Raw genomic sequence first — 21240 nt, forward strand, 5'->3', positions numbered from 1 at the left:
AAGAAATTTTTTGAATGGAGGTCACCATGTCAGTTGATTGGGCACAATTGTTAACCTGGCGCATGTTAGCCAATATTTTGGATATCATTGTGGTCTGGTATTTTATTTATAAATTAATCATGTTGATTCGGGGCACGAAAGCCGTGCAGCTTTTCAAAGGCATCATGGTCATTGCCATCATCAAGATTGTCAGTTGGTACCTTGGTCTAAGAACCGTTTCGTACATCATGGATCAATTTATCAGTTGGATTGTGATTGCGTTAATCGTCATCTTCCAACCAGAAATTCGTCGTGGTTTGGAACATATCGGGCGCGGTTCGCTATTGATGCGGGGCAACAATCCTAAGCTTGAAAAAGAAAATAACTTGATTAAAGCCTTAGATAAGGCGATTCAGTACATGTCCAAGCGGCGAATTGGGGCATTGATTACCATTCAGATGAATACCGGGTTAGAAGATTATATTGAAACCGGGATTGATTTGGATGCTGATGTGACGGGGGAATTATTGATTAATATCTTTATTCCCAACACGCCACTGCATGATGGGGCCGTTATTATTCGCGAGGATAAGATTGCCGTTGCGGCGGCTTACTTGCCACTGTCAGAAAGTAATCTAATTCCTAAGGAACTGGGGACGCGGCATCGTGCGGCTGTCGGGATTAGTGAAGTAACGGACGCGTTGACGATCGTTGTTTCTGAAGAAACCGGTGGTGTCACGTTAACCAAGAATAACGAATTGATGCGCGACTTAACGCGGGAAGATTACTTGAAATACTTAAACTCACACTTAATTACGCAAGAAGAAGATAAGGTGAGCCTATTACAAGAATTCGTCGACGGCTTCAAAAAAGGAGGCCATAAATAATGAAAAACTTTATAGAAGGGCCTTGGTTGTACCGGATATTAGCGCTTTTCTTATCGTTACTCCTTTTTAGCTACGTTAATATTGATAAAATTAATACCACGCGCCAAATTAATAATAACAACACACAAATGTTAGCGACACGCAGTGAAACCGTGAAGGTCCCGTTGCAAATTAATGCGGATACCGATAAATACTTTATTACCGGTTATCCTCAAAAAGTTAAAGTAACCTTATCAGGTCCTAATGCGTTGATTACATCTGCTGTTAATACGTTGAATTTTCGGGTGATTGGTGATTTAACGAAGCTAGGTGCTGGGACGCATACGGTTAAATTAACACAAACCGGGATTAACAAAGACATCAAAGTGAAGATTGAACCAGCTACAATCAAGGTTAAAATTGAACATAAATTGACTAAGGAATTCCCAGTACAAGTTAACGTCAAGGAAGAAAATTTGGCGACTGGCTATAGTATTGGCAATCCTAAGATTAGTCAAGATGTCGTGCAAGTCAGTGGTGCCAAGGCAGCTGTTAATTCAGTTGCACGAGTGGTAGCGACAATTGATCCTGATAAAGGGACCAAAAATGATATTAATGAAGAAACACTTCTACAAGCGGTTGATCGTAATGGTAAGACGGTGAATGTTTTAATTTCACCTCAAACGGTTAATATTAAAATTGCCGTTCAGATGAATAAAAAAACGGTCCCGTTGAGTCTACAAAAAAACCGGTGAGAGGAGTGGCTACGAATACACATTGAGTTCAGAAACTGAACAAGTAACCGTGTATGGGAAGAAACAAACCTTAGCGACTTTAACAGACTTACCGGTAACGATTGATATGGCGGATATCACTAAAGATACGACGCGTACGGTGACTTTGACGCTTCCAAGTGGCGTCTATGACAGTCATCCTAAACAGGTGAAGGTCAATATTAAGGTGACAGCACCAACTGGGATGACGACTAGTCGTACAGAAACAACGACGCAGTCTTCATCGGAGTCGACGACTTCAATGAGTCAAAGCCAAGTGCAAAGTAGTAGCAGTAGTACGACAAGTGAGAGCCAGACGACTGATAATAATCAAAGCAGTGAGTCAAGTAGCAGTAGTGACAGCTCAAGCAGTACAGCAAATACGAACGAATCATAAAACGTTTAAGAAGATGGAATGGAGATAATTAGACATGACAAAATATTTTGGAACTGACGGTGTACGTGGCGTTGCTAATCTAGAATTAAGCCCAGAAATGGCATTTAAATTAGGTCGCGCTGGCGGCTACGTTTTAACAAAACATGCTGATAAAAACCAACGGCCTAAAGTGTTAGTTGCTCGCGATACACGGATTTCAGGACAAATGTTGGAACAATCTTTAATTTCTGGCTTATTGTCAGTCGGGATTGAAGTCCTATCATTAGGCGTCATCACAACGCCAGCGGTTGCTTATTTAATTAAGGTTCAAGAAGCAAGTGCCGGGATCATGATTTCTGCATCACATAACCCCGCTATTTATAATGGGATTAAATTCTTCGGAGCTGATGGTTATAAATTACCAGATGCCACTGAAGAAGAAATTGAAGCTATTTTAGATGCACCAGAAGATACATTACCACGTCCAGAAGGTGAAGGCCTTGGGACTGTTGAAGAATATCCAGAAGGTGCTTTGAAATATACACAATTCTTGGAACATACAATTCCTGATGATTTAGAAGGCTTAAAAGTGGCTGTTGATGGCGCTAACGGCTCAACAAGTGGTTTGATTAGCCGGGTCTTTGCTGATTTAGAAACTGATTTCACAACAACTGCTACTCATCCTAACGGTTTAAATATCAATGATGGTGTGGGTTCAACTCATCCTGAAAACCTTGTTAAAAAGGTTTTGGAATCAGGCGCTGATATGGGCTTAGCTTTTGATGGTGATGGCGATCGTTGTATCGCAGTCGATGAATTAGGGAACATTATTGATGGCGACAAGATCATGTTTATTTTGGGTCACTATCTTTCTGAAAAAGGTCGTTTGAAACAAGATACAATTGTCACAACAGTGATGAGTAACATTGGCTTGTATAAAGCAATTGAAGCTAATGGAATGAAATCTGCCCAAACAGACGTTGGTGATCGCCACGTCGTTGAAGAAATGCGCGAAAAAGGCTTTAACTTAGGTGGCGAACAATCTGGCCATATTATTATTTTTGATTACCATAACACTGGTGACGGGATGTTAACTGGGATTCAATTAATGAATGTCATGAAACAAACCGGTAAGAAGTTATCAGAATTGGCAGCCCCAGTTCAAACTTACCCACAAAAATTAGTTAACTTAACAGTTAAAGACAAGGATGCTTGGTTAACAAATGATAAGATCCAAGCCGCTATTGATACTGTTGAAAAAGAAATGAACGGTGATGGCCGCGTCTTGGTTCGTCCTAGTGGGACAGAACCACTATTACGTGTCATGTGTGAAGCCGCTACTGAAGAAAAGGTTAACCAATATGCGGACCAAATTGCCGCAGTCGTTCAATCTGAAATTGGTGAATAATTAAAAAAGAGTGCTTTGGGTTGCGGGTAGCAACTGAGCATTAATACAAAATTGCCAGTGATCCAGGGTTTTAGGATTACTGGCAATTTTAGATTAAGCGGAAGTTGTTATACAAACTGGAGAATATTATGATAGTATGGGTGCGCAAAAAAGGCTGATAGATAGTTCTGGAAAGAATTCCGATAGATTTAGATTTTTAGATGGAAACTCGGCATTGAAATAGGAGGAATAATTATGAAATTAGCGTTGTATAAGGCTATTGGGAATTTTGCAACAGAGGTAATTATTTTAGGAATTATATATTTTGGGTTGGTTTTTTTAAAGGTTCTCCCTTTAGATATTAATTGGTGGTGGCTTCTAACCGTCTTAACTATTATTTTTGTTGCGCAATTTGGTTATTTCTACTTAAGAAAGTAATGTTGGTTATGTATTAAATAAAAGGGGATAAAATGTATTAGGCCCTATCAAGTTGATATATATAATTGAATGTTTTTCTAAAATGGCCTTACCCAGTATTCATCTGAGGTAAGGCCATTTTTTTGTGCCTATGATTTTAATGCCAAGTGATTTGTTGATACATCAAAAAACTAAAAGTAATCAACAAGACAATCGCAGCGGAGATGTAATACCACTCTTTAACAAGAATCATCGGCGCCTCGGTTAACGAGAAGTTGCGGCGATAGCGTTTGATGCTGAGGATACTGACTTCATTGACGATTATCAATAAGAGTGGTTCGAGGAGCAACATGAAGCGACTACCAGATGAATCAACGACGTTATCAGCGGTGATATGTAAGGCGACGGTCTGAGGGGCAACCAAGATGAAACCCAACCCGACTAGTAACCCGATTAGCGAAATGAGGCGAAGCATTAGAATAGCTTTTTTCATGACCAAGACTCCCAATTAAGTTTTGAATAGGTCTAGTATAGCATAATTTAATAGGATTCATTCAGGACTATACCAATGTTTTGTATTGATATATACCAATAAAAATGTTGACAATAAAAACGTTGGTGTTATTATATTTAAGTGTTATACCAATTAAATTTAAAAATAAAACCAAAGAGAAAAAGAGGAATTTGATATGTGTGGAATTGTCGGTGTGATTGGTAAAGAAGATACGACTGAAATTTTATTAAATGGTTTAGAAAAATTAGCTTATCGGGGTTATGATTCAGCTGGGATTTATGTTAATAGTCAAAGTGGTCGCGATTATTTGGTTAAAGAACCAGGTAAAATTAGTGTTTTAAAAGCCGCAGTTGGTCCTGAAGTACAGGGTACAATTGGTGTTGGTCATACACGTTGGGCAACGCATGGTGTTGCAAGTCAAGCCAATGCTCACCCACACGTTTCAGAAGATGGCCGTTTTTACTTGGTCCACAACGGCGTTTTAACAAACTACGCTGAATTACGTGCAACTTATTTAAGCCAAGTCAACTTTGCAAGTGAAACAGATACTGAAGTGGCAGTTCAATTAATCGCTTATTTAGCTAAGACAGAACAACTATCAGCTAAGGAAGCTTTCCGCAAGGCCCTAACCTTGATTGAAGGCTCATACGCCTTTGTCATGATTGATCGGAACGATCCGGAGACGTTATACGTGGCTAAGAATAAGTCACCATTATTAATTGGTGTCGGTGCTGATTTCAACGTTGTTTGTTCAGATGCTTTAGCGATGTTAAACGAAACCAAAGACTTTATTGAAATTCACGACCGCGAAATGGTCACTCTTAAAAAGGACAAGGTTGAAATTGAAGATTTAGACGGGACTTTCATTCACCGTGATAGCTACCATGTTGACATGGATGCCAGTGCAGCCGGCAAGGGGACTTACCCCCATTACATGTTAAAAGAAGTTGACGAACAACCCGCAGTAATGCGCCGTTTGTTAACCGAATATGTGGATGACGCTGGTCAAATGAAAATCGATCCAGCAATTCTTAAGGCAATTGATGACGCAGACCGGATTTACATTGTGGCAGCCGGGACAAGTTACCACGCCGGTTTAATTGGTCAATCATTATTTGAAAAATTAGCGGAAAAACCAGTGGAAGTTCATGTGGCGAGTGAATTTGGCTATCACATGCCAATTCTATCGAAGAAACCATTCTTCATTTTCCTAACACAAAGTGGTGAAACAGCTGATAGTCGTCAAGTATTGGTGCAAACGAATAGATTAGGTTATCCAAGTTTAACAATTACTAATAGCCAAGGGTCAACCCTTTCACGAGAAGCCAATTATACATTGTTGCTTCATGCGGGTCCTGAAATTGCGGTCGCTTCAACGAAGGCTTATACAGCTCAAATTGCAGTTGAATTATTCTTAGCAGTAGCACTTGGTCGCCATACCGCTATCAAGGCCGCCCAAGATTTCGACGTTAATCATGAGTTGGCTTTAGTCGCAACTGGCATGGAAACTTTATTGAGTGAAAAACAAGCGATTGAAGATTTCACAACGATGTACTTGAAGACAACGCGCAATGCCTTTTACATCGGCCGTGGCGAAGATTATGCTTTGAGTTTAGAAGCTGCCTTGAAGTTGAAGGAAATTTCATATATTCAAGCAGAAGGCTTTGCTGCCGGTGAATTGAAACATGGGACGATTGCCTTGATTGAAGATGGCACACCAGTGATGGCCTTCTTAACAGATGCTAAGACGATCGATCATACGCGGGGCAACTTGCAAGAAGTTCGCGCACGTGGCGCTAAGACGTTAACGATTGTCAGCGAAGATCACGCACAAGCTGGCGACCAAGTCATCTTACCAAATGTTAATCCATTACTAGCACCATTATTAGGGATCATCCCAGGACAACTGATTGCTTATTATGCAAGTCTTCAAAGAGGCTACGACGTTGACCAACCAAGAAACCTAGCAAAAAGTGTTACAGTAGAATAAGAGTGGTTTTAAAACTCTGAGGATTAGCTCAGGGAGACAAATAAGCGATGGAATCGATTATTTGTCTAACGTGGCTAAACGGAAGAAGCTAGTTTTAAAGGCACGTTTCAAATAAGAGTGGTCTTAAAGCTCAATCAGATTTTGAGCATTAACTTAGAGTGACGAATATAAAAAGGCGTTCAGATTAATTTCTGAATGCCTTTTTTAGATTTGCTTAAATGTCATAAGTAGCGCGTGGGCCACCGACGTATTTTGGTCGTGATCGGAGTGCTGTCACGTGTGCAGCACCTAATGTATCGAGACTAGGACGAACGGGAACTTGCACAAACTTCACGTGCATGCCAATGGCCGTATCCCCAATATCAAGGCCGGCATGGGCGACGATATGTTCCACCTCAACGGGGTCGCTATATTGTTCAAAAGCAGCGACGGAACAAGCCCCACCAGCGTGCATTGCAGGAACGACTGAGACAATTTCAAAATCGTGTGCCTCAGCGACGGAACGTTCCATTACTAAACTACGATTGATGTGTTCACAACCTTGAACAGCTAATTGGATATCGAGTGGCTTGAGAATGCCTAAAAGGGTTTCGATAATCGTTGCGCCGACTTCGCGGCTAGAGGCTTTGCCAATGTGACCGCCAACGACTTCACTCGTTGAACAACCGAGCACGAAGATATCGCCGCGGCTTAGATTGGCGGCTGTTAAGACGTCGTTGGTAATTTGGGTTAAATCCTGTTTAATTTGATTGAGATTAATTGACATATAAAAAACTCCTATTCACTAAAAAGTTGGGGACGAACCCGGTAAAGTTGTTTGACCAGGGGAACTGTGACTAAAATACCAAAGCCATTTTGGACGATATTACTAAAAATAGAGGCGATTCCTGCGGCCCAACCGAAAAGCCAGCTCGTGGCTAAACAATAACCAACGACCATGATGACGCTCCCGCATAGCAGTGGCATGAATAAGCGTCTGGGCCGTTCATCATTGCGGGTGAGGTACGCCACAACAAAGCCTTGGGTCCCATGAATTAAAAGGGAGAACAAGCACCATTCCGGATAACCTGACAATAAATCGATTAGTAAACCGCTCAACGCACCAACTGCTAAACCACCCGGATTCTTTAAAATAATTGCCGTGGTGTAAATACCCACTTCACAGAGCGTGACAAAACCTTTAGTTGCTGGGACGGGAATGATGAATAACATAGATAAAGAAACGGTGAGGGCCGTTAGAATCGCAATAACGGGTATTTGACGCTGCTTAAAATTCATATGAGCCTCCTTGGCGCACATTACCGAAGCCATGGCGCAGTTGAATCCCATTTTGAATCCCGTGATAGACGAATTGTTTAGCCGCTTTAACTGCGGGATAAACGGCATGACCGCTTGCAATTTCAGCCGTAATGGCGGCTGATAGGGTACAACCAGCACCGTTGCGGGTTGCGCTAGTTAAGCGTGGTGCGCTGAGGTAGTGGTTAGTTGTGCCACTATGCAACAAATCGATGGCGTCATCACCAGGGAAACGTTGTCCACCCTTGATAACGACGTGTTGTGGCCCGAGAGATTGGATAATGGTTGCGGCTTGTTCCAGTTCTGCCCGTGTCTGAATCTGGGGCAAGCCACTTAGTATTTGGGCTTCAACTAGATTAGGGGTTACGACTAGGGATTGCGGCAATAAGAATTCCTTCAGACTATCTAGATAGTGTTGTTGCAGCTTATCAGTGGTTTCTTTGAAGGCCAAGACCGGATCCGTGATGATTTGCAAATGCGGTTGTTTTTGTAAAAGATGACCAATTTTTTCAAGTGTCGTGGCATCGTTGATTAAGCCAATTTTGATAGTCGTTAGTGGCACGTAATGCAAAATGGCTTCAATCTGGGCTAATACCGTTTCGGTTTCGATATTCTGAATTTGAAAAGTTTGATCCGGCATGACCGTTGCGAGGCAGGTCACAGCACTGACACCGAAGTGACCAAAGGCTTCGAAGGTTTTCAAATCCGCCTGCAAGCCACCGCCACCCAATGTATCAGAACCAGCAATAGTTAGAATGTTTGACATAAGCCGCCTCCTTTTGGTTATATTAACCTTAACGGATAGTGTGCGGTGACAAAAGAGCCAATTGGCTTGTTTTTTTACCAGCCAATTTATACACTTAAAGAGAGGTGAGGACTTGATAGATTGGGCACGTTATTTACCAGCACAGAAACCAAAATATTTAGCGATTAAAAAAATGGTGATTAATCTGTTAGAGCAGGGGTTATTATCGCCAGGCGAACAATTACCGGCAGAACGGTGGTTAGCAACACAATTAACAGTGAATCGCTCGACTGTGACGCGAGCGTTTGATGAGCTGACAACAGATGGTATATTGGTGCGGCGTGTTGGTAGTGGGACTTTCGTCAGTCAACAGGCTGGTGAACAACAAGCACAGCGGCGCGTTAATTGGCATACGTATTTAACGTCGCAACCTTTTCAAGTTGGGCAGGCTAAGCGTCTAGCACTGCAACAATTAATTGCACAGCAACCCGCCGATTTAATCGATGTTTATTCGAGCGACTTACCAGCTGATTTGATGCCGCAATTCCAATTTCCACCGTTAACGTGGCAAGATTTTAACCAAGCTCAAGAAGCAGAAACACGACTTGGTTATGCCCCATTGTTAACGGCGATTAACCGCTTGAATCAGGAGAATCAAAAATTGGTGCTCCCTGAAGGGCAACTTTTACTGACAGCGGGTGCGCAACAATCGCTCTTTCTAGTATTACAGGGTTTATTGGTACCGGGGGATGCAGTGGCGGTTGAATCGCCATCGTTTTTCCATGAAGCAACCTTATTTGAGGCAACGGGGATTCGCTCGTTTGGTGCACCGCTCGATGCAGAAGGCATTCAATTGGCTGCGCTGGAGCAGCTGATTGTAAAGCATCGCATTAAATTAGTCATTCTCAATCCAAATTATCAAAATCCGACGGGTCAAGTCATGAGCTTAGAACGACGACAGGCGGTTATTCGGCTTTGCCAGACTTATCAAGTGCCGATTGTTGAAGATGATGTTTTTGGTTGGTTACGCTTTGAAACGACGCCAGCCTTGCCAACGCTCAAGCAACTTGATCCTGAAAATGTGATTTATATGAGTTCTTTGTCCAAGATCATGGGTGCCAGCACCCGAATTGGGTGGGTCGCCGCAACGCCGCAAGTGATTGACCAATTGGTGCGTGTTCAGCGGGAAATGGATTTGGTTCCGAGTATTATGTCGCAAGTGATGGCGGCCTTGGCAATTCAGGAGCCGCATTTTCAAACGCAATTAGTCACGTTGCGTCAACAACTACAGACAAGGGCACAGCAGACGCAACAGTTTTTGGCGCGTGCATTACCTGACTGGCAGTTCAGTGTGGCCCAAGGTGGTTTTTATATTTGGGGGACACGAGCAGTTAAACCGTATGCACTAGCACCATTTGTTGCGTCGCATGTGGCACTAGCACCAGGCACATTATTTGGTGCGCACCAGGCTGCTTTTCGAATTAATTTTGCGCGTCTCAATACGTCTCAACTAACGGCATTGGCGCAGCGATTACAACAACTTTTAAATGAGGAGGACTGATTAATGACAGAAAAATTTATACCGGAAATTTATACACCACTTAAAACGAGTGTTGTTGGACCACCCGCAATTGCGCGCCAAGTTGGTGGTATTAAGATTTTAGGCCAAAAAATTAAAACGTTGATCTTCACGACTGACGTAGCAATCGTCAATAATACCAATGCGGATGCTGTATTAGCTGTTTATCCTTTTACACCACATCCCGCGGTAATGAATGCCATCAGTAATGTCGCGACCATTCCAGTTTTAAACGGGATTGGCGGCGGATTAACATCTGGTAGTCGCTCCGCATACATGGGCTTATTGGCGGAAGCGGCTGGTTCAATGGGTGTGGTGGTCAATGCGCCAACTTCTGTTGAGACCATTAAAATGATTAATAAGGTAGTGGATGTGCCAATCGTCGGTACGGTTGTCTCCGAACGTCAGAACTATGCGGCCCAGATTGAAGCCGGGGTTTCAATTCTCAATGTAAGTGGTGCGGCGAAGACACCAGCGATTATTAAAGCGATTCGCCAAAAATACCCTCAGATTCCAATCATCGCGACAGGTGGGCATGATGAAGAGGCCATTCTAAGTACGATTGAGGCTGGCGCCAATGCGTTGACCTATACGCCGCCGACTAACGGAGAGTTATTCGCTAAGAAAATGGCGGATTATCGTGCAGATTTAGATTAGTTGAAAGTTGACGATTTGTGAATTCCCCCGTATGCTTAAAGGATATTGAAGGAGGTTTTTGAATGATTCGTCAAGCAACAATTGAAGATGCACAAAGTGTCTTACCCATTATTAATATTGTTTTTGAAGAAATGGAGATGCCACTTTTTCAGGAGATACCGCTCGAAAATCTATTTAAGATCTTAAAACAAGCATTTGAGATGCCAGAATACCGGTATAGTTATGCTAATACGCTTGTTTATGAAGAAGACGGTGAAATATTAGGGATTATCGTTGGTTTCCCAGAAGAAAAGGAAGCCCACATCGATGATGTATTAGCACCACTTTTCCCACAAATCGGTTTACCTGAAGAAACTCGCTTTTTCACGGATAAAGAAGCCCAACCAGGTGAATGGTATTTAGACACACTAGCTGTGGCTGAACACGCACAAGGACGTGGTGTTGGGACCGCACTTTTGAAGGGCTTTACCTGATTACTTGAAACAACGCGGCGAGAAGATGATCAGCCTCAGCGTCGATTTACAAAATCCCGGTGCTAAGAAATTATACGAGCGCATGGGTTTTGTTAAAAAAGGTGAGCTAATGATTGGTGATCACCGTTATGAACATATGGTCAAAGCTATTTAATTTAAAATTTTAGAAAAAGGCTCGGACAAATTTACGTTTGTCCGAGCCTTTTACTTTAATAATAGCGATGATATACTAATACGAAAGTGGTTTAACACGTTAACTATAGAACGGTAGAATTGGAGGATCATTTAGAAATGAAGTAAAAAACGATGCGCTGGGCAAGGGGCTGTTCAATTGGTTGCCTAACTATCATGTTGTTATTTGGTGTACTTATTTTAACGATGTGTCATGTGCCAAAAGCAGAATACGGATCATATATTACGGCAGGTAATCGTTACTATCGAACAGTGCTGGGGATAGCACCCAAGATAACACACGATTGGATGTTTGCTGATGAAGACGGCGGGTTTGATATAACCGTTAAATTGACGAAAGAGCAACGTAAAAAGGCTTTAACAAGACTATATATGAAATCAATGTCAGGAGATAGTGAATATTCATTTAGGGGCACTTCGACAACTCCTAATATTGTTGGCTTATCAAAACAGGAAACAATGCTTTTGGAGCAGTCCAACGAATATTCAGAATTCAATCAACCAGTTTCTGAAATGCTGAGTGGTTTATTAGAAGGAAGTGCCGATAGAACAGAAATAAATGATTTGACCAATGGCGGGGAGATTCGCTTTTACTCAACTGAACTCGCTTTTTGGCGTCGTTTTTTAGAGCATTATACGTGGCTAAAGACTAGACCATTCAAAGAAAGAATCCAGTGGCTAAGTCGACAGACGAATAGTAGAACCTATTTTTATATTAAAAAATATATTCCGGTAAAAGAAATGTCAACGGGGATGCTCGCTAATTTGATTGAATCCGACGATGAGGGACTATCTGAACCAATGATGAAGCAATATTTACCCATAGAAATAATTCGGAATTTTCCAGTGGGTAGTCTTTATGAAATTGAACTTGAGAATCAGCAGTCTCGCAATTTATATGAGTCAAATGAAGCACACGAATTGATTAAAAGTCGGTATGAGTATCCGGTATCGTATTGATTACTAACCTAAAAAACGTTATTAGCACGAATGCTAATAACGTTTTTTAGTTTGGTGACTGAATCTTAATTTTACGATAACAGCGGCATGATCACCGTGGTCCATAGCCAGCTAAGTGGCATGACGAGGATCATTGCCGGGATCATATCCGCAATGGGAAACTCTTTAATTTTAACCATTCGGAAACCAGTTGCGAGCATTAAAAAGCCACCACAGGCTTTGAAATCGGCAATCATGGTAGGTGTGGTTAATGGGAAAATTAATTTAGCGAGTAAGAAAATAATATAGAAGATGATAAATTGCGGAATGGCAATGGCTGAAACGACATACCCTAAGTTGCAAGCAAAAATCGCTGCGGTGAAGAAATCGAGCACTGATTTGGAAATAAGGATGGTGCTATTACCAGTCATACCGGCATCGAGCGTACCATAGATACCGGTGCCGCCTGCACAAAATAAAACGATGACGGTTACGAGGGCTGAAATAAATTCAGCATCTGTCAAAGTTGTTTTACGAACTGGAAATAGTTTTGAAATGGGCTTTTCCATTAAGATGGCGCCACGATCAATCCAGTGACCGAAATGAACGGCTAGTCCAATGCCAGTCCCTAAGACAATTGCGAGGATAACGGCCGGCATATTTCGCATGACGACAATTGCGTTGATGCCCATTCCCATTGAACAAACGCCGAAGATTAAAGTGATCTCTGTTTTGAATCTAGCGGATAGTTTATCACCCAATAAACCACCGATAATACCGCCGAATAAGACGGATAATGAATTAATAATGACGCCAGTTGGCATTGTAAAGACCCCTTTAATTTTAAAAATAACATATTCAACTATACCAATTAAAAAAAGGGGACGCAAATTTTTATGAATTTAACGTTGGGCAACAAAAAAGTCACCGCTTTTGACGGTGACTCATTTGTTTAACTAAAGCGAAGCGTGTTAGGTGCTAATTTACGAATGAAAGCCTTCGGTTGTGTATACACCCAATGGTTTAAAACGGCTGCAATCAAGATACAAGAGACCTGATCTGCATCTTCCGCAATCGCTAATTTAAAAGTAGGCCCAGCACTTGTCAGGATGATATTAGTTTGCATGATGGTTTGGGTATGGTAGATAATGCGGTATTGATTCTGAATTAGGTCGCCCATGATTAGCCAGTTGAGATTTTTAACATAGACGAATTCATGCCAAACACCCCAAATCTTCTGGAGGCTGCCGATTGATTGGCCGTTTTGAAATAGTTCAAAACTGGGTGAAAACCCGAGTGATTTCTGTTTGATTTCACCGAGTAATTCACCCGAAAGCCGGTAGAGTGAAAAGCCATCTTGGCGTAAGCCGCGACTGCCGACTAAGAGGAATAAGGGCCGTTGGTGGTCATCCATAATCGTTGAGACCCCTTTTAAGGCACTTGCTTGATGCTTAATGTATAAATCAGGCATAACCTATCACTTCTTTTCGGCTGCTTGGTTAAGATCAATGGCGTGATAAATGGCTTGGGCAACGCCGTCTTGTGTGTTTTTAGCGGTATGGTAATTAGCTAAGTCGGTAATTGTGGGCACTGCGTTAGCCATCGCAACGCCAATGCCTGCTGCTTCGATCATGGAATAATCATTGAGATTATCACCAATCGCCATTGTTTCAGACATTGGAATTCCTTTTTCCTTGGCATAGGCTGCAAGTGCAATCCCTTTTTGCGCGTTGATGTGGTTGATTTCGATATTGTTGCTAGAAGAGGAGGTGACAATTAAATCGCCACGTTCTTCACAGAAAACCTTCACGGGTTCTAAATCCGCAAGACCTTTCGTACTGAAAGCAATAATTTTAACAATTTTGATGGTTGGATCAGCAATAATGCCGGCATAATGATCATCGACATAGTTGATATTCATTAATTCTAGACGCGCTGCAGCTAAGGCAACGGCAATTTTATAACTAGTATCAGGATTGAGGTCGACTAATAGATCGGCCACGTTTTGAATGCGATTGACCTGGCTGTCAGAATAGTTCCCGGCAGTGGTCATCAATTCAAAATAGTAACCACTAGCGCGTAATTCATCCGTAACTGCCACGACAGTAGCGGGTTCAATTGGAATGTTGATGACTTCGTTGCTCAATTGATCGAAGACTTGGGCGCCATTCATGGTAATTAAGGCTGGTTTGATACCACCTTCAGCCATTAGCGGAAGTGCTTCGTTGCGACTGCGCCCGGTAGCGACGATGAATTCAATACCAGCGTCTTGAGCCGCTTTGATGGCATTGATGTTACCGTCAGAAACCTGCATTTTATCATTTAAAAGGGTACCGTCCATGTCAGATGCGATAAGTGAAATCAATTCAATTCCTCCTGAAAACGTATTTTTAAAGACTTAGTTATATCTTAGCATGGGAGGGCACTTTCTTCTAGCAACTTGTGTTAAAACAGGATAAACTAATCGATGAGGTGAAAAAATGAAAACAATTATTCATAATGATTGGCAAACCGTCTTAGAACCAGAGTTTGCCAAACCTTATTATGGTCAGTTGCATCAATTTTTGAAGCAAGAATATGCGACGACTACGGTCTATCCGGAAATGCACCATATTTTCCAAGCTTTCGAGTGGACGCCATTCGAACAAGTCAAAGTTGTGATACTGGGTCAAGATCCTTATCACGGTCCACATCAAGCGCATGGCTGTAGTTTCTCAGTATTGCCAGGGGTTAAAGTGCCGCCATCATTAAAGAATATCTATAAGGAACTACAAACGGATGTCGGTTTTAATCCTGTTAATCATGGCTATTTGAAGGCCTGGGCAGATCAAGGCGTGTTCCTATTAAATACTGTGTTGACTGTGCGAGCCGGTGAGGCCAATTCTCATCGCCAGCAAGGTTGGGAGCAACTAACTGATGCGGCGATTGCGGCCTTGTCAAAACGCGGGCACGTGGTCTTTATTTTATGGGGCAATGCGGCTAAAGCTAAACGGGTCTTAATCGATGAAAGTCAAAATGCGGTGTTAACGGCTGTTCATCCAAGTCCGCTAGCAGCCTACCATGGCTTCTTTGGCTCCAAACCATTTTCACAAACAAATCAGCAGTTAAAACAGTGGGCAATGACGCCCATTAATTGGCAATTACCACAAGACGTTTCTGAACAAAAGTAAAACGCTCTCATTATTGACTTGTCGGACGATAAGAAACGTTGTATGATTGTATCAGATTATAAATAAAACGCTTTTATGGAGGTTACTATTTTGGATTTATTTGAAAGTTTGAAAGCAAAAATTACGAGTCATGATTTTAAGATTGTTTTTCCTGAAGGAACAGAACCTAGAATTATTGGTGCAGCAGCCCGTTTAAATGCTGATCGAATTTTAAAACCAATTTTAATCGGGGATGCAGCTGATATTCAAAGCATTGCATCTGCCAAAGGGTTTAACCTCACAGGGATTACAATTATTGATCCTAAAGCGTATCCTCAAGCAGATTTTGACACAATGGTAGCAGCTTTTGTTGAACGTCGTAAAGGTAAAGCAACGGCGGAACAAGCCCAAACTATTTTACAAGATCCTAATTACTTTGGCACAATGATGGTTTATCTTGATTTGGCCGACGGGATGGTCTCAGGTGCTGTTCACTCAACCGGTGATACAGTCCGTCCAGCTCTTCAAATTATTAAAACAAAACCTGGCATCCAACGGACAAGTGGGGCCTTCATCATGCAACGCGGTCGCGACAATGAACGTTATTTATTCTCAGACTGTGCGATCAACATCAATCCAAATGCACAAGAATTAGCAGAAATTGCAGTGGCTTCAGCACGCACGGCTGAATTATTTGATATTGATCCTAAAGTGGCACTTTTGAGCTTCTCAACAATGGGTTCTGCCCGTGGTGAAGAAGTGACAAAAGTCCAAGAAGCAACGAAGATTGCCCAAGAATTAGCACCTGACTTAGACATCGACGGTGAATTACAATTCGATGCCGCTTATGTCCCAGTAGTTGCTAACCAAAAAGCACCAGATTCAAAAGTCGCTGGGCAAGCCAACGTCTTCGTATTCCCAGAATTACAATCAGGGAACATTGGCTACAAGATTGCCCAACGTTTCGGTAACTTCGAAGCAATCGGTCCAATCCTACAAGGCTTAAATAAACCAATCTCAGATTTATCACGCGGGAGCAACGAAGAAGATGTTTACAAGTTAGCCATCATCACAGCTGCCCAAGCATTACAAAACTAGAGTGTCTTAGCATTTAATCAAAGAGGCTTAGGATAATGGTGACGTTATCTTAAGCCTCTTTATGTTTGCTTTTGAGAATCTTCGGATAGCAATGCTTTCCTCACTTGTTATTTTTCGGTATAATGCAGACAAAGAGTCAATAGAATGAGGCGAATTATGTTAGAATTTCAAACAACGCAACCAGAAGAAACGATTACGATTGCTAAAAAATTAGGCCGCCAATTGCAAGCAGGCGATGTTTTACTACTCGATGGTGATTTGGGTGCCGGTAAAACAACTTTCACTAAGGGATTAGCGGAAGGTTTGGATATTAAACGGTATATCAAAAGTCCCACGTTTACTTTGATTCGAGAATACCCAGATGGCCGGATTCCACTTTATCATATGGATGTTTATCGGTTAGAAGAAACCGGCGCCAGTGATCTTGGTTTAGAGGAATATTTTGATGGGGATGGCGTTTCAGTCATTGAATGGAGTCAATTTATTGCTGATGAATTACCAAGTGACTACTTGACGATTCATTTCAATAAAAATGATGACGACGATCAAATGCGGACACTTGTTTTTGAACCGCACGGTGCGCGTTACACGGCCTTGGTTGAGGCTAGTTTTGACAACTAAATCTTTAGTAATTCGGCCTGTGCAGGTAACGGATGCACGGGCTTATTTATGTTTTTTAAACCAAGTGGTACAGGAAACGCCATTTTTACCAATCGCAGCGGAAAACTTGGCGATGTCTGAGGCGTTTTGCGAACTGACGTTACGAGCCGTGCTTGATAGTTCAACTGATGCTTTATGGGTGGCAGTTGATGGGGCTAAGATTGTCGGGGCTGCTCGGCTTGTGAGTGAACCCGAACCAGGCTTGCAACACATTGGCGAAATAAGTGTTGCCGTTTTAAAAGTATACTGGCGACAAAAAATTGGCACACAATTGTTAGACGCACTATTACAAGCAATCAGCGCTAGTGGACAACCGCGCCGAATCGTATTAACAGTTCAAGCACGTAACCAAGGTGCGATTCAGCTTTATCAGCAATTTGGTTTTCAAATTGAGGCCAAACTAGAAGCGGGCTATTATGATCCGGCAGTTGGCATGCTGCCAGTATTGCAAATGGTGCGCTTGATTAATATAGAGTAGGAGATTTAAACGTGATACAACAACGGAGAAAAGGGATTTATTTAGCAATTTTAGGCTCAATTTTTTGGGGTATTCAGGGGCCAGTATCACAATGGCTATTTACAGATACACCAATTGCACCAGAGTGGTTGATGGGCGTCAAAATGGGGTTATCAGGGCTCTTCTTATTAGGTTATGCATTCAGTAAGCAACCGAAAACTGTCACAGCAGTTTGGCGGCAACCGCGAGATGCTGGGCGACTATTGGCTTTTGCTATTTTAGGATTATCGGCTGTCCAGTACGCTTATTTTTTAACAATTCAAGCTAGCAACGCACCGACTACGACGATTTTGCAACAATTAGGGACCGTCATGATTATCATTATCAGTCTTGTGATCTATCATAAGACACCTAGCCGAACCGAATTAATCGCTGTTATTGTCGCTTTATTGGGGACTTGGTTATTGGTCACTAAGGGGCAACTCACTCAGTTATCGATTTCAGGCGCAGCATTAGGCTTGGGCTTGTGTCTTGGTTTCTCAGGTGCATTAAATACGTTAATCCCAGGTAAATTATTTCAGAAGTATGATACGTTGGTGATTGTGGCCTGGGCAATGCTAATTGGAGGCGTGTTATTTAATGTGATTCATCCATTTTGGGTGGATGCACCACCAATGAACATGCCCACAATCATCAGTGTGTTATTCATTGCCATTTTTGGGACAGCTTTGGCTAACCTTTGCTTTTTAGGGAGCTTGAATTACATTACCCCCACAACAGCCGGTTTATTGAATACTTTTGAACCGTTAGCTGCGACAATTGGGACAGTGTTATTTTTAAAAACGAGTTTCAATCATTGGGAAGTCATCGGGGGCTTGTTGGTTATCAGTACAGTTTTCATTCTTAGTTTTGGAAATCGCCGGGGAATCAGCAAAAAATAAGTTAACGTAATAAAGTAAATGTGGTACAATTATTAGTGGATAAAAAGCTATTTAATCATTAGTGCGATTGCTAATGGTTAAATGTATTAATGACACACCTTAATGTTGATTTAGCTTTAATCCACCATTGCTAATAAAGAGGCTATCAGTAACCATTTCAGTTACTGATAGCCTCTTTTGTTGGTAGGATTAAATCGCTTTGAAGGGCATGCTATTTAAAACGTGCGTTCAAAGCTAACTTCTCCATCTTGCTACGTATTGCAAATAATCGACTAAAGTCGCTTACTCACAACACTATGCAAGTACTCGAAGTTAAACCACTTTGAAGGGCACTCTAGCCGATTATTTTCGTGACCTGTTTTAGTGGGTCTGTGCCAAACTCTTGTGCTTCTTTAATCAGAATTTTGGCGCATGCGATACTGTCAGCTAGTGCATTGTGGTGATTTTCGAGTGGAATTTCTAAGTTGGTACATAATGTATTTAACTTATGATTTTTAAATTGGGGATAAAGCCGACGACCAGTTGTTAAAGTGTCGAGGGCTAAATAGTGAGGTTCTGGGATGTCGTAGTGTTGGAGTGTGCTACGAAGGACACCGATATCAAAGGTCGCATTGTGCGCCACAACTAATTTTTGCGGTGTGAAAAAAGGTGCGATGTGTGGCCAAACTTGATCAAACTTAGGGGCTTGGGCCACATCATCTTCATAAATACCGTGAATCTGGCTATTACGGCTACTAAAATAAGTTTCGGGTTTAATAAGGGTGTAAAATTGATCGACAATTTGGTCGTTACGAACAACGACTAGTGCAATTGAACAAGCACTGTCGCGTTGACCATTGGCGGTTTCAAAATCCATTGCAACGAAATTCACTGTTTCTACCTCGCTTTATTTGAAGTTTGCTTATTCTAAGCGAATAAATCTTGTGTGTCAAGTTCTACGGGACAATGATCTGAACCATAGATTTCCGTATGGATTTTGGCATCCATTAATTTTGGTTGGAGCTCGTCAGAAGTGATGAAATAGTCAATCCGCCAACCGGCATTGTTATCGCGTGCATGGAATCGATAGCTCCACCAAGAATAAATATCGGCTTGTTCAGGATAAAAATAACGGAAGGTGTCTGTGAATCCAGATTGAAGAAGTGTCGTCATTTGGGCCCGCTCTTCATCAGAAAAGCCAGCACTCTTGTGGTTGGTTCGATCGTTTTTCAAATCAATTGCTTCATGCGCCACGTTTAAATCGCCGCAGAAAATAACCGGTTTTTGCGTGCCTAGTTGTTGCACGTAAGTTCTAAACGCGTTTTCCCAAGTCATGCGGTAATCTAACCGTTTTAATTGATTTTGCGAATTAGGGGTGTAGCAAGTGATCAAGAAAAATTGAGGGTATTCTAATGTAATTACACGGCCCTCATGGTCATGTTCAGGTTGTTGAATACCGTAAGTGACATTGAGTGGTTCATGTTTCGTGAAAATAGCCGTACCAGAATAACCTTTTTTCTCGGCATAATTAAAGTATTGATGGTAGCCAGGTAAATCAAGTTCAACTTGACCAGCTTGCATTTTTGTTTCTTGTAGACAGAAAAAATCGGCATCTAATTGTTCAAAGGTAGTCATAAAATCCTTTTTTAAAACGGCTCGTAAGCCATTAACATTCCAAGAGATAAATTTCATAGCGCTTCGCCTCGTTTCTATCCTATATTTTAACGGTCTATGAGTAATTACGCAAAAGAAGTGTTGACTGTTCAATTACGGTCTACTTTGTTAAACTAGAATAAGATTATTTGAGAGGAACGACAGCCGTGTTAAGTCAAATCAACGCATTTTTAGAAGCAAATCAAACAATTAATGTTAAAACCAATGAACCTTTAAGTAAATATACCTTCACCAAAACCGGTGGTCCGGCTGATTTATTAGCCTTACCAACGTCAGTTCCTGAAGTGCGCCAACTATTAGTAGCCGCTAAGCAGAATCAATTACCAATTACTGTGATCGGGAATGCTAGTAATTTAATCGTCCGTGATGACGGGATTAGTGGCTTAGTGATTATCTTGACCGCCATGGATCAAATCGATGTGCAGGGCACAACTGTGGTTGCACAAGCCGGAGCTGGGATTATCCAAACCTCTGAGGCTGCCTATAGTGGTAGTTTGACGGGGTTAGAATTTGCGGCTGGGATTCCTGGAAGCGTTGGGGGCGCGGTATTCATGAATGCTGGGGCATACGGTGGTGAGATTAGTGATGTCTTAACATCTGCCGAAATTTTAACGCAGGATAATGAAATTGAAACGTTAACGAACGTCGAATTAAATTTCAGCTACCGGCATAGTTTAATCCAAGAAAATGGGAGTATTGTATTGTCAGCCCGTTTTGAAATGGCTAAAGGTGTTGCACCAACCATCCGCGAGAAAATGGATGAGTTAAACGCATTACGCGCTGCTAAACAACCGTTGGAATATCCTTCATGTGGGAGTGTCTTTAAACGACCAGTGGGCCATTTTGTGGGGCCTTTAATTCAAAAAGCAGGCCTTCAAGGACATCAAATTGGCGGCGCACAAGTTTCAGAAAAACACGCTGGTTTTATTGTTAATCGTGGCGGCGCAACTGCCACTGATTATTTAACGTTAATTGCGTATATTCAAGAAACAATTTGGCACAAATTCGAAGTTCGCCTTGAACCAGAAGTGCGAATTATCGGTAAAAAATCAGAATAGTGAAAATGGGGGCCAGTCATTGTACGACCCCTATTTTTGCA

General features: G+C 41.9%; 24 protein-coding genes and 1 pseudogene. 16 read left to right on the top strand and 9 right to left on the bottom strand.

What is annotated here, in order from left to right; translation table 11 throughout:
* Positions 1–26 precede the first annotated feature (26 nt).
* The 5 genes from cdaA (at position 27) to LEUCM_RS05515 (ending at position 3819) form a co-directional block, all read left to right on the top strand.
* On the top strand, positions 27–866 hold the full coding sequence (gene cdaA / locus LEUCM_RS05500; protein WP_016265421.1) for a diadenylate cyclase CdaA: 840 nt from the start codon (positions 27–29) through the stop codon (positions 864–866).
* A complete protein-coding gene (locus LEUCM_RS09985; protein WP_235803817.1) occupies positions 866–1600 on the top strand; it encodes a CdaR family protein in 735 nt (244 codons plus the stop codon). The genes cdaA and LEUCM_RS09985 overlap by 1 nt, the downstream gene beginning before the upstream one ends.
* Positions 1601–1622: 22 nt before the next feature.
* Complete coding sequence (locus LEUCM_RS09990; RefSeq protein ID WP_231953249.1) at positions 1623–2015, top strand: CdaR family protein; 393 nt, start codon at positions 1623–1625, stop codon at positions 2013–2015.
* Positions 2016–2049: 34 nt separating this feature from the next.
* Entirely contained in the window at positions 2050–3402 is a 1353-nt protein-coding gene (glmM, locus tag LEUCM_RS05510) for a phosphoglucosamine mutase (protein WP_016265419.1), read from the top strand.
* Positions 3403–3636: 234 nt separating this feature from the next.
* Positions 3637–3819 carry a hypothetical protein gene (locus LEUCM_RS05515; RefSeq protein WP_025016017.1) on the top strand — a complete coding sequence of 61 codons (183 nt, stop codon included), beginning with the start codon at positions 3637–3639 and terminating at the stop codon, positions 3817–3819.
* 136 nt (positions 3820–3955) lie between these two features.
* Here the strand turns inward: LEUCM_RS05515 and LEUCM_RS05520 are convergent, their stop codons facing one another.
* Entirely contained in the window at positions 3956–4291 is a 336-nt protein-coding gene (locus tag LEUCM_RS05520) for a hypothetical protein (protein ID WP_025016016.1), read from the bottom strand.
* Positions 4292–4487: 196 nt separating this feature from the next.
* Here LEUCM_RS05520 and glmS point away from each other — a divergent pair, with 196 nt between their 5' ends.
* Complete coding sequence (gene glmS, locus LEUCM_RS05525; RefSeq protein ID WP_025016015.1) at positions 4488–6302, top strand: glutamine--fructose-6-phosphate transaminase (isomerizing); 1815 nt, start codon at positions 4488–4490, stop codon at positions 6300–6302.
* Between the two features lie 214 nt (positions 6303–6516).
* Here glmS and LEUCM_RS05530 read toward each other — a convergent pair whose 3' ends face one another.
* The 3 genes from LEUCM_RS05530 to thiD are packed head-to-tail and all read right to left on the bottom strand — an operon-like array spanning position 6517 to position 8364.
* A complete protein-coding gene (locus LEUCM_RS05530; protein WP_025016014.1) occupies positions 6517–7068 on the bottom strand; it encodes a TIGR01440 family protein in 552 nt (183 codons plus the stop codon).
* Positions 7069–7079: 11 nt separating this feature from the next.
* Entirely contained in the window at positions 7080–7580 is a 501-nt protein-coding gene (locus LEUCM_RS05535; protein WP_025016013.1) for an ECF transporter S component, read from the bottom strand.
* The gene (thiD, locus tag LEUCM_RS05540; protein WP_025016012.1) at positions 7570–8364 is read right to left on the bottom strand and encodes a bifunctional hydroxymethylpyrimidine kinase/phosphomethylpyrimidine kinase; all 795 of its coding nucleotides are present in this window, start codon (positions 8362–8364) and stop codon (positions 7570–7572) included. The genes LEUCM_RS05535 and thiD overlap by 11 nt, the downstream gene beginning before the upstream one ends.
* A 112-nt stretch (positions 8365–8476) precedes the next feature.
* Here thiD and LEUCM_RS05545 point away from each other — a divergent pair, with 112 nt between their 5' ends.
* From LEUCM_RS05545 to LEUCM_RS05560, 4 genes and pseudogenes are all read left to right on the top strand, one after another.
* The gene (locus LEUCM_RS05545) at positions 8477–9904 is read left to right on the top strand and encodes an aminotransferase-like domain-containing protein (protein ID WP_025016011.1); all 1428 of its coding nucleotides are present in this window, start codon (positions 8477–8479) and stop codon (positions 9902–9904) included.
* Positions 9905–9907: 3 nt separating this feature from the next.
* A complete protein-coding gene (locus LEUCM_RS05550; protein ID WP_016265411.1) occupies positions 9908–10579 on the top strand; it encodes a beta/alpha barrel domain-containing protein in 672 nt (223 codons plus the stop codon).
* A 62-nt stretch (positions 10580–10641) separates the two neighbouring features.
* Positions 10642–11206, top strand: a pseudogene (locus tag LEUCM_RS05555) (GNAT family N-acetyltransferase).
* 152 nt (positions 11207–11358) lie between these two features.
* Complete coding sequence (locus LEUCM_RS05560; RefSeq protein ID WP_016265409.1) at positions 11359–12204, top strand: hypothetical protein; 846 nt, start codon at positions 11359–11361, stop codon at positions 12202–12204.
* 71 nt (positions 12205–12275) lie between these two features.
* Here LEUCM_RS05560 and LEUCM_RS05565 read toward each other — a convergent pair whose 3' ends face one another.
* The 3 genes from LEUCM_RS05565 to LEUCM_RS05575 all read right to left on the bottom strand — a co-directional run bounded on the left by LEUCM_RS05565 (position 12276) and on the right by LEUCM_RS05575 (position 14548).
* Positions 12276–13007, bottom strand: coding sequence for a DUF554 domain-containing protein (locus LEUCM_RS05565; RefSeq protein WP_011375042.1), 732 nt, complete (start codon positions 13005–13007; stop codon positions 12276–12278).
* Positions 13008–13135: 128 nt separating this feature from the next.
* Complete coding sequence (locus LEUCM_RS05570) at positions 13136–13654, bottom strand: LURP-one-related/scramblase family protein (RefSeq protein WP_016265408.1); 519 nt, start codon at positions 13652–13654, stop codon at positions 13136–13138.
* 6 nt (positions 13655–13660) lie between these two features.
* A complete protein-coding gene (locus LEUCM_RS05575) occupies positions 13661–14548 on the bottom strand; it encodes a Cof-type HAD-IIB family hydrolase (RefSeq protein WP_035145950.1) in 888 nt (295 codons plus the stop codon).
* Between the two features lie 115 nt (positions 14549–14663).
* Between LEUCM_RS05575 and LEUCM_RS05580 the strand changes: the two genes are divergently transcribed.
* The 5 genes from LEUCM_RS05580 (at position 14664) to LEUCM_RS05600 (ending at position 18488) form a co-directional block, all read left to right on the top strand.
* A complete protein-coding gene (locus LEUCM_RS05580; protein ID WP_035145953.1) occupies positions 14664–15353 on the top strand; it encodes a uracil-DNA glycosylase in 690 nt (229 codons plus the stop codon).
* 90 nt (positions 15354–15443) lie between these two features.
* On the top strand, positions 15444–16430 hold the full coding sequence (gene pta / locus LEUCM_RS05585; protein WP_056936426.1) for a phosphate acetyltransferase: 987 nt from the start codon (positions 15444–15446) through the stop codon (positions 16428–16430).
* Positions 16431–16586: 156 nt separating this feature from the next.
* The gene (gene tsaE, locus LEUCM_RS05590) at positions 16587–17051 is read left to right on the top strand and encodes a tRNA (adenosine(37)-N6)-threonylcarbamoyltransferase complex ATPase subunit type 1 TsaE (RefSeq protein ID WP_011375037.1); all 465 of its coding nucleotides are present in this window, start codon (positions 16587–16589) and stop codon (positions 17049–17051) included.
* Positions 17041–17568, top strand: a complete 528-nt coding sequence (locus tag LEUCM_RS05595; RefSeq protein WP_025016010.1) for a GNAT family N-acetyltransferase — start codon at positions 17041–17043, stop codon at positions 17566–17568. The genes tsaE and LEUCM_RS05595 overlap by 11 nt, the downstream gene beginning before the upstream one ends.
* Positions 17569–17579: 11 nt before the next feature.
* Complete coding sequence (locus LEUCM_RS05600) at positions 17580–18488, top strand: DMT family transporter (protein ID WP_011375035.1); 909 nt, start codon at positions 17580–17582, stop codon at positions 18486–18488.
* Between the two features lie 334 nt (positions 18489–18822).
* Here LEUCM_RS05600 and LEUCM_RS05605 read toward each other — a convergent pair whose 3' ends face one another.
* Both LEUCM_RS05605 and LEUCM_RS05610 read right to left on the bottom strand, forming a co-directional pair.
* Positions 18823–19359, bottom strand: coding sequence for a 3'-5' exonuclease (locus tag LEUCM_RS05605; protein WP_016265403.1), 537 nt, complete (start codon positions 19357–19359; stop codon positions 18823–18825).
* Between the two features lie 35 nt (positions 19360–19394).
* Positions 19395–20159, bottom strand: coding sequence for an exodeoxyribonuclease III (locus tag LEUCM_RS05610; protein WP_025016009.1), 765 nt, complete (start codon positions 20157–20159; stop codon positions 19395–19397).
* Between the two features lie 128 nt (positions 20160–20287).
* Here LEUCM_RS05610 and murB point away from each other — a divergent pair, with 128 nt between their 5' ends.
* Entirely contained in the window at positions 20288–21199 is a 912-nt protein-coding gene (gene murB, locus LEUCM_RS05615; RefSeq protein ID WP_025016008.1) for a UDP-N-acetylmuramate dehydrogenase, read from the top strand.
* Positions 21200–21240 lie beyond the last annotated feature (41 nt).

Origin of the sequence: Latilactobacillus sakei subsp. sakei DSM 20017 = JCM 1157, assembly GCF_002370355.1 — a bacterium.
Classification (GTDB): domain Bacteria; phylum Bacillota; class Bacilli; order Lactobacillales; family Lactobacillaceae; genus Latilactobacillus; species Latilactobacillus sakei.